Source organism: Mucilaginibacter auburnensis (assembly GCF_002797815.1).
Taxonomy (GTDB): Bacteria; Bacteroidota; Bacteroidia; order Sphingobacteriales; family Sphingobacteriaceae; genus Mucilaginibacter; species Mucilaginibacter auburnensis.
On record NZ_PGFJ01000001.1, the window covers coordinates 1433000 to 1447076 of the forward strand.

Consider the following 14077-nt stretch of genomic DNA (forward strand, 5'->3'; position numbering starts at 1 on the left):
CCGTGGTTACTGAAAGGTATATTTTATGCCTAAGCCGGGTGCTATATCAAAAAACGGCCCTGTAGCCAGTTCAACACGCGGGTTGAGATCAAGGCTAACTGCTATAGGAGAATTAGGTATAATGTATTCTAAACCTAAAACACCATCGGCGCCTAATAACAGCCTTGGGTCGTTGTATATTCTGTCATCACCGTTAAAGCGCCTGTAAGCCCCCGAGCCAACCGAACCGATGTGCGTGCCAAAGCCATAGTAAAACTTTAGTTTATCAACGTTAAAGGCCGGCTGATGTATCTCATATAAACCTGTAACAACTGCGCCATGGTTCCTAAAGCCTAAAATACCTTCGAGGGCAACATTGCTCTGCATAAAATATTTGCCTGAAACGCCATTCTCGTAACCGCCAAATTTTAAACCTGCCGCCCATTTGTAATCCTGGGCGTTACTGCGTGTTGATAGTAATAAAAATCCCAGACAGATAATTAAGATGTAAGTTGTGTTTTTCATGTGTATAATAACGGCGCTTAGTACGTTTTATGCTTACTTTAGTTAAAAAATATAAAAAGCGGGCATTGATTGGGCGCTACTCAATACCATTTAGCAGTACATTTTGGATAAAAATACTTACCATTGCAATAAGCAAACAGCGTAATTTACCATGGCCGGTAACATCAGACACCAGGAAACTATTGATTATTATTTAAAGATTGTTTGGCAAACAATGGCCAATAAATATAATCTCATCGTGGCTGATTTTGGTATAACGCAAGCCATTGGCTACTTGCTTATCAATATTGATGAGAAAGAGGGTACAACAGTTTCACAGGCTGCCGCTTTACTCGGGCTAAAGTCAACCAGTTTATCGCGTATGTTAAATCAGCTTGAGCAAAACGGGCTAATTTACAGGGAGCTTAACAAAGGCGACCGCCGTTCGGTAAAGATATATTTAACTCCGCTTGGTATAGAAAAACGAAAACAGGCCAGGGTAGTTGTAAAACAGTTTAACGCTTATTTAAATAAACATATTAGCGAGGGCGATAGGGAGTATTTAATGAACCTGCTGAAAAAGATCAATCGCCTTACAATAAATTATAAGCCCGAAGATCCTTTGTAATATTAAACCCTGTTATTTAACGTTGATATAAGCGGGCAAAATGTTAAAAAGTGTTAACCTGCCTTTTTTGAATTATAAAAGAATAAATTTGCACGCGTATTATTGAGATGAACAGGATAGCTGTAACAGTATTAGCTTTGTTTTTTTGCTTTACTGCATGCCGTAAAACTGATGTTGGATCGGCAGCTGAAAAGGCTCAGGCGATAATTGATGATAAGATAATTGCTGATTACCTGGCAGCTAATCCGGGTTTGAATGCTAAAAGAGTTGATACCACAGGCGTTTATTACATTGTAGTAGACCCGGGTACAGTAAATACAATTTTTACTACATCAACTTATGTTACAGTGGGCTACACCGGACGCGTATTAACTACAGGTCAGGTTTTTGCCGAATCGGGTACGTTTAATCCGAGTTTTACGCTTGGTAGTGCTATAAGAGGTTGGCGTATAGGTATACCGCAAATTAAAAAAGGTGGGAAAGTAAGATTACTGCTGCCTTCAAGATATGCTTATGGGCCATATGCGCAGCCTCAGTTGGGGGTAACGTATGGCTTAAAGGATGGGTTGCCCGGAAATTTAGTGCTTGATTTTGATATCAGCCTGTACGACGCGGTAAACTAATAACACATAAATAAAACGGTGCTTTCAAAACATAAAGAACCGCTAATAATAACAAATGAAAAAAATACTATTCTCGGTTTTAGCTTTAGCTGTAGTAGCACTTGCTTCTTGTCGTAAGGGGGATGTTGATCCTGACATTAAGCAATATGATGAAGAACAGATACAAAATTATATAAAAACCAACGGTATTACCGGTATGCAGCGTGATACATCCGGGGTTTATTACAAAGTTTTAAAAGAAGGTACCGGAGCTGCACTGCAATATGCTGATAGTATTAACCTTGTTTTTACATTAAGTACTTTTGATGGCAGATACGCATCGGTAGATACTTTTGCCAACCATTACGGCGGGTTCTTAGGCCATATTCAAAAGACAGGCTATCCGCTTGCATTGCAAACATCTATTTATAACCTGGTAAAAAAGCATGGCGGAAAGATCAGGTTACTTATACCATCACATTTAGGATATGGCGCGAGCGGTGTTGGGCAGGGTAGCAGTACTACCAATAATACACGCATTTATGGTAATCAATGTCTTGATTATTATGTAAACGTAATGAATAGATTACCGGGCGATAATCAAAATACCTATGATGACCTGGTGATCAGAAATTATTTGACAGCTAATGCGCTTACCGGGTTTCAAAAAACACCGTCTGGCTTGTACTATTTAATAACACGTCAGGGGGTAGGAACTACGCCTATTACTGATAATTCTACAGTTTATTGTACTTATACGTTTAGATTATTGAACGGGTACATATTTAATGAGTATAATACAGCAGGTTCTGGTGCGCCGTTAGAAGTGCCTGAGCTTGTAGATGGCCTAAGGGAGGCATTTAAAAGTTTAGCTACTACCGGTACAAAAATGACGATTGTAATGCCTTCATCATTAGCATACGGCAGAACTGCGCTAAGCACAAATAATGTACCCGCAAACAGCTGTGTACGTTTTGATGTACAGGTGCTGAATGTTACTCCATAAATTTAACTTGAAAGCGCCTCTTTAAAAGCTTTAAGACATCGTTCGCGCGCAAATGCGTGGTCAACAATGGGTTTTGGATACTTGCTAAAGTCAGCATACTCCGGAACCCATTTTTTTATATATTTTAATTCAGGATCAAATTTTTTGGTTTGCGCTTCCGGGTTAAATATTCTGAAATAAGGTGCAGCATCTGTACCCGAACCGGCCGCCCATTGCCATCCGCCTACGTTGCTGGCCATTTCATAGTCCAGCAGTTTTTCTGCAAAATAACGTTCACCCCAGCGCCAGTCAATCAGCAGATCTTTTGATAAAAAGCTGGCCGTTATCATACGCACCCTGTTGTGCATATACCCCGTGGCGTTTAGCTGGCGCATTCCGGCATCTACTATAGGATAGCCGGTTTTCCCTTCGCACCAGGCCTTAAATTGCTCCTCATCATTTATCCATTTTATACGGTCATATTCCGGTTTAAAGGCATGGTTGGCAGTTTGCGGGAAGTGATGCATCACCATCATATAAAACTCCCGCCATATCAATTCATTTAACCATGTTTTTTCGCGCGCCTCATTGGCATCAGTAGCCACTTTACGTATACTCACCGTACCAAAACGCAGATGTAGCCCTATGCGGGATGTGCCTTGTAACGCCGGGAAATCTCTCGTTTCAGCATAGTTATCAATCACGTCGGTATACTTTTTATCGGGTATTTCCTGCCCGCTCTGTTCAAATCCTATTGACTTTAACGACGGAAGAGGCAGCGCTTCTGTTTTGTATAAATTTTTAAAATACTTTTTTACCGGATAGGAACTCAGGTAAAAGTCATTCAGTTTGTCTTTCCATTTACGGCTGTAAGGTGTGAAAACCGTATAGGGTTTTCCATCATTTTTAACTACTTCCCCCTTTTCAAATATTACCTGGTCTTTAAAGGTTTTAAGCGATGCATTATGTTTAGCCAATAGTTTGGCAATGGCTTCATCGCGTTGTTTAGCGTAAGGTTCGTAATCATGATTAGTGTAAACCTCTTTTACATCATAATCTTTTAAAACCTTTTCCCATGCTTTATCGGGCGAGTTATGCAGAACCAATAAACTGCTGCCATGCTTTTGCAGTTCATCGCGCACATTACTTATACTGTCATAAATAAAGCCTACCCGCGCATCTTTCTTGTCGTTAAGTTTATCAAGTATTTCGCTGTCGAATATAAACAGGCACAGTACGGGTTGGTCACTTTTAAGGGCATGATACAAACCGGCGTTATCATCTAAACGCAGGTCGCGGCGGAACCAGAAAATATTAACAGTATCTCTTTTCATTCTTTTTTTAATGGGGGTGGCCAAGGTGGCTCACCCCGGCTCTTGGTGGCTCTTGGTGGCTCTTGGTGGCTCACCCGGCTCCCGGTGGCTCACCCGGCTCAGAGCCACCACCTGTTAAACTTTATATAGATCTTTCAATGCGGCGGTAACTTCCGGGTAGCTAAAACTAAACCCTTCTGCCTTTATTTTTTTTGCTGATGTTTTAGTACTTCCCAACACTACGGTAGCCATCTCGCCCATAGCCAACTTAAGTGCAAATGCAGGTACGTTTGGCAGCCAATAAGGGCGTTTCAATACATCGGCAATGGCATTGGTGAGTTGCTTGTTGGTAACAGGTTCTGGAGCAGCCATGTTGTAAACCCCGCTTAGCTCCTCATGCTTTAGTGCAAATATGTACATATCAATAACATCGCGTTCATGTATCCAGGGCATCCATTGTTTGCCGCTGCCCAAAGCGGCGCCTAAACCCAATTTTACAGGGGCTGACAACTTTGGCAAAGCGCCTCCTTTAGTACTCAGCACCACACCTGTACGGAACTTTACTACACGTAGCCCTAAGCTTTCGCCTTCGCCTACGGCATTTTCCCATTCAACGCAGCACTTGCCCATAAAATCATGAGCAGGAGCGCAGGTCTCGGTCATGATGTCATCGCCACGGTCGCTGTAATAACCAACACCCGATGCTGAGATAACCGCTTTAATTGTGTGTTGCTTTTTTTTCAGCAGCTCATAAACCAATGCTATTGATTTTACACGGCTATCAATTATATCCTGTTTGCGTTTTTTCGTCCAACGGCTATCGGCAATGCCTGTGCCAGCCAGGTGTATAATGGTATCAACACCCTCAACGCAGTACTCATCTATCTGCCCTTTGTTAAGGTCCCAAAGGTAAGTAGCCACCCGCGGGTCGGTACCGGGGCTGCGACTTAAATGACTTACCGTATAGCCATCTTCCAGCAAACGTTTGGTTAATTTCTTGCCGATGAGGCCCGTACCGCCGGTGATTAAAACATGTTTGCTCATTTAACAGGTGCTACTTTATAATTAACAATTTGATTAGCCATGCCTCTAAAAATAAACAAATGAAACGGAAACATGGCATACCAGTACATGCGCCCCCAAAGTCCGTTAGGTCTGAAGGTAGCTACCTGGCACAGGTTGCGTTTACCGTCGCGCTCCACTATTTTAAACTCCAGCCAGGCTTCCCCGGGTAGTTTCATTTCAGCATAAAGCAATAGTCTGCTGGCATTCTTATCAACCAGCAGCACCCGCCAAAAATCTATCACGTCTCCGGGCGATACCGTAACATTACTGGTACGGCCACGGCGCAAACCCACGCCGCCAACCATACGGTCAATAAACCCACGGAAACCCCATATCCAGTCCCAATAATACCAGCCACGGCTTCCGCCTATGGCCATAATATTATTTAAAACTTCAACCGGATCGCGCTTAAAAGGCAGGTTTACTTCATATCTGAGTGTTCCGTTTTGCGGCACTTTGATTTGATCCATGAAATCTGACGTGAGATAGCCATTATTCAAGGCGTCGCGCCAGCTGGAAACAATAGAGTTTTGTTCAATTTTTTCAAATGCCAGTTCCAATGCTTCGCGGTAGGTCAAACAATCCCGTTTTACCACATCATCAATAGCGTGATCCTTCATAATGGTTTCGTTCTTCATGCTATCTACCAGGCTTTGGGCCAATGAATAACTTACGGAAGTAACAAAATATAACCAGTAAGACGATAGTTTGGGTGAAAGGAAAGGAATGGTTATCATTTTCCTTTTTAGATGCCTCACGTCTGCATAAGTAAGCATCATTTGCCTAAATGAGAGGACGTCGGGTCCGCCAATATCAAAGGTTTTGTCAAGTGCCTTTTTGTTGAGCTTAACCCCACTTAAATAGCCCAATACGTCTCTTATAGCAATGGGCTGGCATTTTGTTTCTACCCACTTGGGTACCGTCATTACGGGGAGCTTTTCGGTAAGATCACGTATTATTTCAAATGATGAACTACCCGATCCGATAATAATAGCCGCCCTTAAAACCGTGAGACTGGCTTTAGCTTCACGCAGCACATCCTCAACGTGCCGGCGCGATTTAAGATGTTCTGATAGGTTTTCGTCGTTGGTAATACCGCTTAAAAAAATAACCTGCTTGCAATCTGTTTTGTCCAATTGCTTCACAAAATTTCCGGCAGATTTAGCTTCCAGCTCGGCAAAATTTTTATCTTGTGACATGGAGTGAACCAGGTAGTACGCTACCTCAATATCCTTCGGGAAAGGTTCCACATCCTCTTTAAGCAGATCGCCTTTTATGAGTTCTACCTTGTCGCTAAATTCGCTTTGCTCATGGAAACGGCGTTTATCGCGCACCAGGCATACCAAATGGTGGTCTTCCTCCAGTAAAACGGGGATGAGCCTTGTTCCTATATAGCCGTTAGCGCCTGCAAGTAATATTTTCATGCATTAGGTTAACAGTAAACAATTGACGGTGTTTGCGTTTAATCCTAATTGTTGTTGCGTTTTTTTGAAAAGGCATATGCGGCAAATACGGCTAATACCGGAACCAGCGCTACAGATAACAAAATAGCATTTTCATAAGTACGGAAGGGTATGAAATTGACTATTAAATAGGTGATAACAGTTGCTAAAATATAAGTGAAAACTAATGGTGCTTTTCTTGCTATTCGTCTTCCAACAGTAAGCATGAAAGTGGAAAATACAAGTACTGAAACAATAGTGATAAATGGTATGATCAACACCTCCTCGCCATGCGCATAAGTAATAAGCGGAGACATTAACAGCACCGTTAACACCGGACGAATTTTTCTACTCATACTTTATTTCAAATTAATTGTATCGCGCGTTATGGTATCCATCAAAATAATTGTTTTGGAAATACCCAAAGTGCTATTAGTATGATGGAAAATATGCCCATTGTCTAGGTTTAGCGAATAAATATACTAATTTTCGATAGATCAGCCTGCCATATTTTACTCAACCCGAGGACGCTACGCTGGTTTACCCTCTCTCCGCCTTTGGCGCAAAGAGGGCAAATAAGAGATTAATATGAAATCCTTCGAACCCTCTTTTTCGCTTGCGAAAGAGAGGGTCGACCAGCGTAGCGTCGTTGGGGTGAGTCTACCCCAATATCTCCTTAATGTCCTCCGCAGTAAGCGATTTAATAAAGCTTTCCTCAGTGGTAATCAGAGAGCGGGCCACGCTGAGTTTGCGTTGTTGCAGGGCCAGTATCTTCTCCTCAACAGTATCTTTGGTGATGAACTTGTAAATGAATACATTTTTGGTTTGACCTATACGATGCGTACGGTCAATGGCTTGCTGTTCAACGGCCGGGTTCCACCATGGGTCGAGGATGAAAACGTAATCGGCTTCTGTTAAATTCAGGCCTACGCCGCCTGCTTTTATAGAGATCAGAAACACACGGGTATTTTTATCTTCCTGAAACTGTTTTACCACATCACCACGGTTTTGGGTAGCCCCGTCCAGATATACATAAGGTATTTTCTGCTCCTCCATGTATCTGCGGTAAATGCTCAATTGTTTTACAAACTGCGAGAAGATCAATACCTTGTGCCCGCCATCTAACACTGTCGACAGCGTGTGCGTAACGTTTTCAAACTTACCCGAATCGCCTTCATATTCCTGATCTATCATGGCAGGGTGGTTGGCAATTTGACGCAATTGGGTTAAGCCTTGTAATACCTGTATCTGCGTTTTGGCAAAAGTGCCATCATCCAGGCTCTTCAATAACTCGTTGCGGTATTCAGATTTTACCTTTTCATAAACCGATGCCTGCTCTTCGCTCATCTGGCAGTAGAAGAGGTTCTCTGTTTTAGGCGGCAGCTCGGTAGCAACCTGCTCCTTGGTGCGACGCATTACAAAAGGTTTGATCAGCGCCTGTAGCTTGCGGGCTTTGTCTTCGTCCTTTTTCTTTTCAATAGGCGTAACAAACTCATTTTGAAAATACTGCTGTGAACCAAGCAAGCCTGGATTAATAAAGGAAAGCTGCGTCCACAAGTCATTTACCGAGTTTTCAACAGGCGTACCACTCAATATCAATTTATAGTGGGATTTTAGCTGCTTTACTGCCTGGAATGCTTTTGATGAAGCATTTTTAATATTCTGACTTTCGTCGAGAATAACATATTCAAAGAAGTAATCATTAAGCAAAGAGATATCTATACGGGTAATGCCATAAGTTGTAATCACTACATCATAATTGGCAAACACCTCGGCGCTTTTATAACGCAGGGTACCGGTGTGTACCATTAATCGTAATTGCGGAGCAAATTTGCGTGCTTCGTTCAACCAGTTGTAAATAAGCGAGGTAGGCATAATTACCAACGAAGTGCTTTTTCCGCCCGTTGCTTCGGTATCTTCCTTGTGCTTTTGCAGCAGGGCAAGGGTCTGTATGGTTTTACCCAAACCCATGTCGTCGGCCAGGCATCCGCCAAAATTATAATCCTTTAAAAAGTGAAACCAGTTGTATCCCGCTTGCTGATAGTGACGCAATAAGCCGTTAAAGTTTTTTGGCATAGGTACATCGTCAAACTGCTCAAAATCGCTTAGCTTTTGGAGCTTGCGGTTCATGGTGACTTCGGCCATGTCGCCTTCGGCCAAAGAGTTTACCAAGCCAATGTGATGCCGGCGTAGCTTAAGCCCGTCCTTACCCTCGCTAAAATGCAGCAGATTGCCGTATTGCGAGAACCACTTTTCGGGTATAACCGCTATCTCACCAGATGGTAACGTAAATTCTTTTTTATGATTGAGGATGTGATTACGCAGTTGTATAAAAGGTATTTGATAAGGGCCGAAATAAACAACGGCATGAATATCAAACCAATCGTTGTTTTCCTGCACCTGCAGATCAATTTTGGTAGAGCCGAAAACATAACGCTTTTGCCCTTCGGGTTGCTCAATTTCAAAGCCTGCATCAACAAGCTGATCGTGGTGTTGATTTAGCCATTCAAACACCGAGAAAGAATAATCGTCATCTTCGCCTGGTAAAGCCACCTCCAAATTTTGAAATAATGATGAAGCGGTTTTTAAACCCAGATCTTCCAATAATTGCAATTTTCCCTTCTCCCAACTTACGGAACGTTTTATACGGTGGAAGGTATAATCATCACCTTGTTTTTCCATACGTACCGATACATGTCTGCCGTCACCGTATGGGAAGGTATAACCCGCATATTTAAAAAATAGTTGCAGTTGAGAAGTGCCGCCTTCAACGTAAATAGGTTTTAGCACAGGTCGTGCATCATACTTTTCTGTGTTGATGGTAAAGCCTTCGGCGTAAACATTGTGCTTTTCTATCAGGGGGGCTACAAACTTTTCAAAGTAAGATTGTTCGGAGGATTTTGGAATAGCAATGTAGCGCTTGTTTAAAAAGGGCTGGAGCTTTTTGCCTTCAATCTCTTTATCAAAATAATAAAGCGTATCATCCATCAGCATCCAGGCCGGGTGGTTGCATATGATCTCTGCGTTTTTGAACATGAATTCAATACGCATACCCTTGTACTTTATGGTGGGGAAATAGCGTATTTCCTCCTCATTTCTGCGAAAATGAAATAATACCGATGCAGATTCTTCGGCTATTTGTAATTTCCGCTCGGCGGGGTAGCCCTCTTTGCTCATCAGGTAAATTTCTTTATCCTGCATCAGGTTAAAGGCTTCGGCCAGTCGTTTTTCTATTTTTGGGCGGATGGTTTCAAAAAGCTGATCCGTAAATATCTTAGCGAAAAACTCTGATGGGCGTATCACCTTTTTATAGTAACGCTTAATAACGTGTCCCTGCTCCATCTCCTCCAAAAGCTTAATGAGCTTAAGGTCCGTATCGGCCAGGCAATTGGCAAACTCGGTAGCTGTATTAGAGAATAGGCGTTGATGGGTTAATGAAAATTCGCCGTTAGGGTTGAGCTGAACTATATGTGGCTCAATAACATATCCCAGGTATTCATGCTTGGCTACAGCATAAATTATCTGGCATGGCTTTGAGCTGTCAACACGTAACATAGGTTTCTAAACAAAAATATTTAGAAGCTACATCAACAAAAAATTCAAACGTACTCAGAATTTGGATCAATTAAAAGCGTTTGGCGTTAATTAATTGTTAACGGTGAGGTAAAAGGTTAAAGCTGAAAGGGAAAAGGTTATCATCAGCAAAACCTTTCGCCTTTAACCTTTCTCCTTTTACCTCAAACTACCTCCACATCCCCTTCAAAAACCAACTTAGCAGGCCCTTCTAAAAATATGTTGGTAAATGCTTTACCATCGTAGTTGAAACGGATGTTCAGATCGCCGCCTAAAACTTTCACCGGTGTTTCAATGGTGCCGGTTTGGTTGTTGTGCTGAGCCATGGCTAAAGCAACAGCGGTAACACCTGTACCGCAGGCGTAGGTTTCATCTTCGACGCCTCGCTCAAAGGTGCGTACAAAAAATCCTTTATCGGCAGGCTCAACAAAGTTAACGTTGATGCCTTTGGCTTTGTATGTGTTGTTGTTACGTATGGCGCTGCCCTCGTGATAAACATCTTTATCTTTTAAGCCATTAGTCAGGGTTACATAATGCGGCGAACCCGTATTAAGCACATAGGCTTCACCGTCTCGGTTTACAGTGTCAACATCAATCATTTGCAGGCTCACCCAATCGCCTTCGGCTGAAATTTTGGCATGGTGTGGGCCGTCAACTGCCAAAAAATCGGTTTCGGTGTCTATCACGCTCAAAAATTTGGCGAAGGCTACAATGCAGCGTCCGCCGTTGCCGCACATGCTGCTGGGTTGTCCGTCGGCATTGTAATAAACCATTTCAAAGTCGTATCCATCAATGCTTTGCAGAAACATCATGCCATCGCCGCCAATACCAAAATGCCTGTCGCAAAGCTTTGAAATTAGCTGTGGATCAGTGTGATCAATAGTTTTTTGGCGATTATCAACCAAAATAAAATCGTTACCTGCGCCTTGATATTTGTAGAAATGTATTTTCACTGAATTGTATATTTACAGAATAACAGATTGCAATTAACCTGCCGTTTTTATGAGTTATTTAACATTTTTTAACACATATAGCCTTAACTTAAGGTTGCATTTGCAGTCTATATGGTATTAAATTTGAAATCGTAAAATTACGCAAAGCTAAAAAATAAAAGAGAGTAAATAGATTATGAAAAAGATAGGTTTAACATTATTGACCGCCTTTGTGGGTGGTGCAATGGCCTTAGGCACCTACAAGGTGTTTGAGAATAAGTATGCCGATAACATGAGTTTGGAGGACAAGCAGAATGTTTACTTCGCAAACAATAAAGCGCTTGCCGGTATCACTTCGTCAGCAGGGGAGGCTGATTTTACACAGGCGGCGGCTGCCGTTACTCCGGCAGTTGTGTATATCCGTACTACTTATTCGGCAAGCAGCAGTGGTAACGATGGTCAGCAGGATATGATGGAGCGTATGTTTGGCGATATGTTCGGTCAGCGTATGCAGCCACGTCAAAACCAGCCGCGTATGGCATCAGGCTCAGGCGTAATAATTTCGCCTGATGGTTACATTGTTACCAACAACCACGTAGTAGCTAAGGCTGATAAAATTGATATCACTTTAAACGACCACCGTCAATTTAAAGCAAAAGTTATAGGTACAGATCCAAATACCGATCTGGCCCTTATTAAAATTGAAGGTACTAACCTGCCAATTGTAAAATTTGGTAACTCGGACGATGTGCGTGTAGGCGAGTGGGTGTTAGCTGTTGGTAACCCTTTTAACCTTACGTCAACCGTAACTGCAGGTATTGTGAGCGCCAAAGGCCGCGGTATAGGTATACTTAACGGACAAGATAATGATGACGACGAAGATAGCGGTAACCCGTTTGGCATGCGTATGCAGCGCCAAAATCAGGGACCTAAGGTGAGCAAAGGTATTGAGTCATTCATTCAAACTGATGCTGCCATTAACCCTGGTAACAGCGGTGGTGCTTTGGTTAACACCAAAGGTGAGTTGATTGGTATTAACTCAGCTATCGCATCACATACTGGTTCATACGAAGGTTATGGCTTTGCCATCCCGATCAACATGGCAAAAAAGATATTAGGTGATATTCAAAAATTTGGTGCTGTAAAACGTGGTTACGTTGGTGTAAGCTTTACCGAGTTGAATGCAGATAATGCACAAACACTTAAGGCTGATAAAAGTGTAGGTTTATATGTTGAGCAGGTACTACCTGGTAGTGGTGCAGAAGCCGCCGGCTTACAAAAAGGCGACATCATTAGCAAAGTTGAAGGTAATACTGTTTACGAATCATCAGACTTGCAAGAACGTGTTGCCCGCTTAGCGCCTGGTGATAAGATCAAGATCACTGTAACCCGCGATGGTAAAGAAAAAGATTACACTGTAACGCTGAAACCGGAATCAACCGAGAAACCTAAAACAGATGTTGCAGCCTCAGCAACTGAGCTGTATAACAAATTAGGTGCAAGCTTTGTACCGGTAACTGCCGAGCAAAAAGCTAAATTCCGTGTAGACCATGGCGTAGTTGTAACCCAGGTACGCAGGGGCGGATTGTTTGAACAAACCGATATTGCCACAGGTTCTGTTATCACCAAAATTAACCAACAGCCAATCAACAGTGTGGCTGACATTGATAAAGCAATAACCAACCTTAAAAACGGATATATTGTTATATCCGGCATTGATCCTGAAGGTTTTATGTTCAATAACAGATTTCAGGTTAGATAATAATTATTGATTAAATACAAGCAAAAGGCTGCTCAACCTAAAGGGAGCAGCCTTTTTGTTTTACTGTGGGATAGGTTCAGCAATCATTTCGTTGCCGTCTAAATTATAGTAAATGCAGAGCATCGTTTGCGTATCAACTACCCATTTTTGTACACCTGCATCAGCTGCCAGTTGGCAAAAAGTTAAAAAATCTGATTGACCTTGTTGATGCTCTTCTATATTTTTTTTAAGCAACATTGGCTGGGCGTTGTTGGATATTGGTCTTGCCGGGTAAATTGCAGGAGCACTTACTTTATAGTTGCCTGCGCCGTAGTAGTCAATTGTTCCATCGGCAACCATAAACTCATACCTTATTAAACCTAAACCTTTAATTTCTTTGATATAGGCCGGGAAATCTGCACCGCTTTTAACCTTAGCATGTGCCGCTTTAATTTGTTCAACTGTAAACATAATCTTAGTTATTTATAGTTCAAAGTTCGTGCAGGAGTAGTTTAGGCAATTGTAAAAATCCGTTTATTTAAGACTTTTTAAATATTGCTCGGGTGTTACATCGGTAAATTTTTGAAAGCTTTAATAAAGTGCGCCTGGTCGTAAAAAGCAGATAGGTATTCCGCATAGCGCTCGTTGCCATGTTCCATAGCGGTTAGTACGTTGCGCGCTCTAACAATAGTAGCAAACTTTTTGGGTGATGCGCCAACCTCTTGCCGGAAGCGTTTTTCCAGCGGGCTCGCACTGGTATTTAGCAACTTTGCAAGCTCACTAATGCGTATGGTGCCGCCCGTTTGGTGGATGTGCTGAAGCGCAGCATTAACCATCTGATCTGCCGGTTTATGTGATAGCTGACTAATGAGGAATGTCTCGGTTAGAGAGATCCTGGTAGCATCATCTTTAGCATCAACCAATTGTTCTTTAAATTGATTAAACTCGCTGTTGCTAAAAAAGTGTTCTACTGATACACTTTCTCCAAAAAGCTCGTGCAAATTTTGTTTAAGCAAACGCGCTGCACCATTCTCTCGTAACACAACAAGCACTGTGCCTATATTGGGGGTATTTAGAAAAGTGCGGGAGCTGTCCCTTAGACCTGTAATGCCTGCGTCGGACAGTTTATGTTGCAACGTGCCATCTGTGTAAGACAACGCTCCGCGATACTGGAAACCGATAACCAAGGCTGTATCGGGTAATACCCTGTATTGCGATGCTTGCTCATTCTCTGATATGATAATGTGCTTTACGTAAGGCATTAATTGAGGAGAGGGAAAGAATACGTCAAATCTCACAAGATTAAAAATAGC

13 protein-coding genes are annotated in these 14077 nt (G+C 42.3%); 4 read left to right on the forward strand and 9 right to left on the reverse strand.

Translation table 11 applies throughout. The features are described 5' to 3' along the window. Window positions 1-6: 6 nt before the first annotated feature. Window positions 7-504, reverse strand: a complete 498-nt coding sequence (locus CLV57_RS06385) for a hypothetical protein (RefSeq protein ID WP_100340479.1) — start codon at window positions 502-504, stop codon at window positions 7-9. Window positions 505-655: 151 nt separating this feature from the next. On the opposite strand from CLV57_RS06385, the gene CLV57_RS06390 reads away from it, so the two are divergent. From CLV57_RS06390 to CLV57_RS06400, 3 genes are all read left to right on the forward strand, one after another. Continuing rightward, a complete protein-coding gene (locus CLV57_RS06390; RefSeq protein WP_100340480.1) occupies window positions 656-1111 on the forward strand; it encodes a MarR family winged helix-turn-helix transcriptional regulator in 456 nt (151 codons plus the stop codon). A 107-nt stretch (window positions 1112-1218) separates the two neighbouring features. Continuing rightward, window positions 1219-1734, forward strand: coding sequence for an FKBP-type peptidyl-prolyl cis-trans isomerase (locus CLV57_RS06395; protein WP_100340481.1), 516 nt, complete (start codon window positions 1219-1221; stop codon window positions 1732-1734). 55 nt (window positions 1735-1789) lie between these two features. Then, window positions 1790-2719: an FKBP-type peptidyl-prolyl cis-trans isomerase gene (locus CLV57_RS06400; protein ID WP_100340482.1), complete on the forward strand. Its 930-nt coding sequence runs from the start codon at window positions 1790-1792 to the stop codon at window positions 2717-2719. 2 nt (window positions 2720-2721) lie between these two features. On the opposite strand, the gene CLV57_RS06405 is transcribed toward CLV57_RS06400, so the two are convergent. From CLV57_RS06405 to dapF, 6 genes are all read right to left on the reverse strand, one after another. Next, the gene (locus CLV57_RS06405) at window positions 2722-4032 is read right to left on the reverse strand and encodes a cryptochrome/photolyase family protein (protein ID WP_100340483.1); all 1311 of its coding nucleotides are present in this window, start codon (window positions 4030-4032) and stop codon (window positions 2722-2724) included. 114 nt (window positions 4033-4146) lie between these two features. Further along, window positions 4147-5055, reverse strand: a complete 909-nt coding sequence (locus CLV57_RS06410; protein WP_100340484.1) for a TIGR01777 family oxidoreductase — start codon at window positions 5053-5055, stop codon at window positions 4147-4149. Next, on the reverse strand, window positions 5052-6500 hold the full coding sequence (locus tag CLV57_RS06415; RefSeq protein ID WP_100340485.1) for an SDR family oxidoreductase: 1449 nt from the start codon (window positions 6498-6500) through the stop codon (window positions 5052-5054). The genes CLV57_RS06410 and CLV57_RS06415 overlap by 4 nt, the downstream gene beginning before the upstream one ends. Window positions 6501-6544: 44 nt before the next feature. Beyond that, window positions 6545-6874, reverse strand: a complete 330-nt coding sequence (locus CLV57_RS06420) for a hypothetical protein (protein WP_100340486.1) — start codon at window positions 6872-6874, stop codon at window positions 6545-6547. 304 nt (window positions 6875-7178) lie between these two features. Next, window positions 7179-10073 carry a DEAD/DEAH box helicase gene (locus CLV57_RS06425; RefSeq protein ID WP_100340487.1) on the reverse strand — a complete coding sequence of 965 codons (2895 nt, stop codon included), beginning with the start codon at window positions 10071-10073 and terminating at the stop codon, window positions 7179-7181. A 182-nt stretch (window positions 10074-10255) separates the two neighbouring features. After that, a complete protein-coding gene (gene dapF, locus CLV57_RS06430) occupies window positions 10256-11044 on the reverse strand; it encodes a diaminopimelate epimerase (RefSeq protein WP_100340488.1) in 789 nt (262 codons plus the stop codon). A gap of 175 nt (window positions 11045-11219) precedes the next feature. On the opposite strand from dapF, the gene CLV57_RS06435 reads away from it, so the two are divergent. Then, entirely contained in the window at window positions 11220-12785 is a 1566-nt protein-coding gene (locus CLV57_RS06435) for a trypsin-like peptidase domain-containing protein (RefSeq protein ID WP_100340489.1), read from the forward strand. Between the two features lie 60 nt (window positions 12786-12845). Here CLV57_RS06435 and CLV57_RS06440 read toward each other — a convergent pair whose 3' ends face one another. Both CLV57_RS06440 and CLV57_RS06445 read right to left on the reverse strand, forming a co-directional pair. Continuing rightward, entirely contained in the window at window positions 12846-13235 is a 390-nt protein-coding gene (locus tag CLV57_RS06440; protein ID WP_100340490.1) for a DUF1398 domain-containing protein, read from the reverse strand. A 95-nt stretch (window positions 13236-13330) separates the two neighbouring features. After that, window positions 13331-14062, reverse strand: coding sequence for a helix-turn-helix transcriptional regulator (locus CLV57_RS06445; RefSeq protein WP_157799082.1), 732 nt, complete (start codon window positions 14060-14062; stop codon window positions 13331-13333). Between the last annotated feature and the right edge of the window lie 15 nt (window positions 14063-14077).

Coding starts and splice junctions, on each gene's coding strand:
- CLV57_RS06425 (WP_100340487.1), bottom strand. CDS start 10,073: ATGTTACGTGTTGACAGCTCAAAGCCATGCCAGATAATTTATGCTGTA.
- CLV57_RS06400 (WP_100340482.1), top strand. CDS start 1,790: ATGAAAAAAATACTATTCTCGGTTTTAGCTTTAGCTGTAGTAGCACTT.
- CLV57_RS06420 (WP_100340486.1), bottom strand. CDS start 6,874: ATGAGTAGAAAAATTCGTCCGGTGTTAACGGTGCTGTTAATGTCTCCG.
- CLV57_RS06390 (WP_100340480.1), top strand. CDS start 656: ATGGCCGGTAACATCAGACACCAGGAAACTATTGATTATTATTTAAAG.
- CLV57_RS06395 (WP_100340481.1), top strand. CDS start 1,219: ATGAACAGGATAGCTGTAACAGTATTAGCTTTGTTTTTTTGCTTTACT.
- CLV57_RS06440 (WP_100340490.1), bottom strand. CDS start 13,235: ATGTTTACAGTTGAACAAATTAAAGCGGCACATGCTAAGGTTAAAAGC.
- CLV57_RS06410 (WP_100340484.1), bottom strand. CDS start 5,055: ATGAGCAAACATGTTTTAATCACCGGCGGTACGGGCCTCATCGGCAAG.
- CLV57_RS06415 (WP_100340485.1), bottom strand. CDS start 6,500: ATGAAAATATTACTTGCAGGCGCTAACGGCTATATAGGAACAAGGCTC.
- CLV57_RS06385 (WP_100340479.1), bottom strand. CDS start 504: ATGAAAAACACAACTTACATCTTAATTATCTGTCTGGGATTTTTATTA.
- CLV57_RS06405 (WP_100340483.1), bottom strand. CDS start 4,032: ATGAAAAGAGATACTGTTAATATTTTCTGGTTCCGCCGCGACCTGCGT.
- CLV57_RS06435 (WP_100340489.1), top strand. CDS start 11,220: ATGAAAAAGATAGGTTTAACATTATTGACCGCCTTTGTGGGTGGTGCA.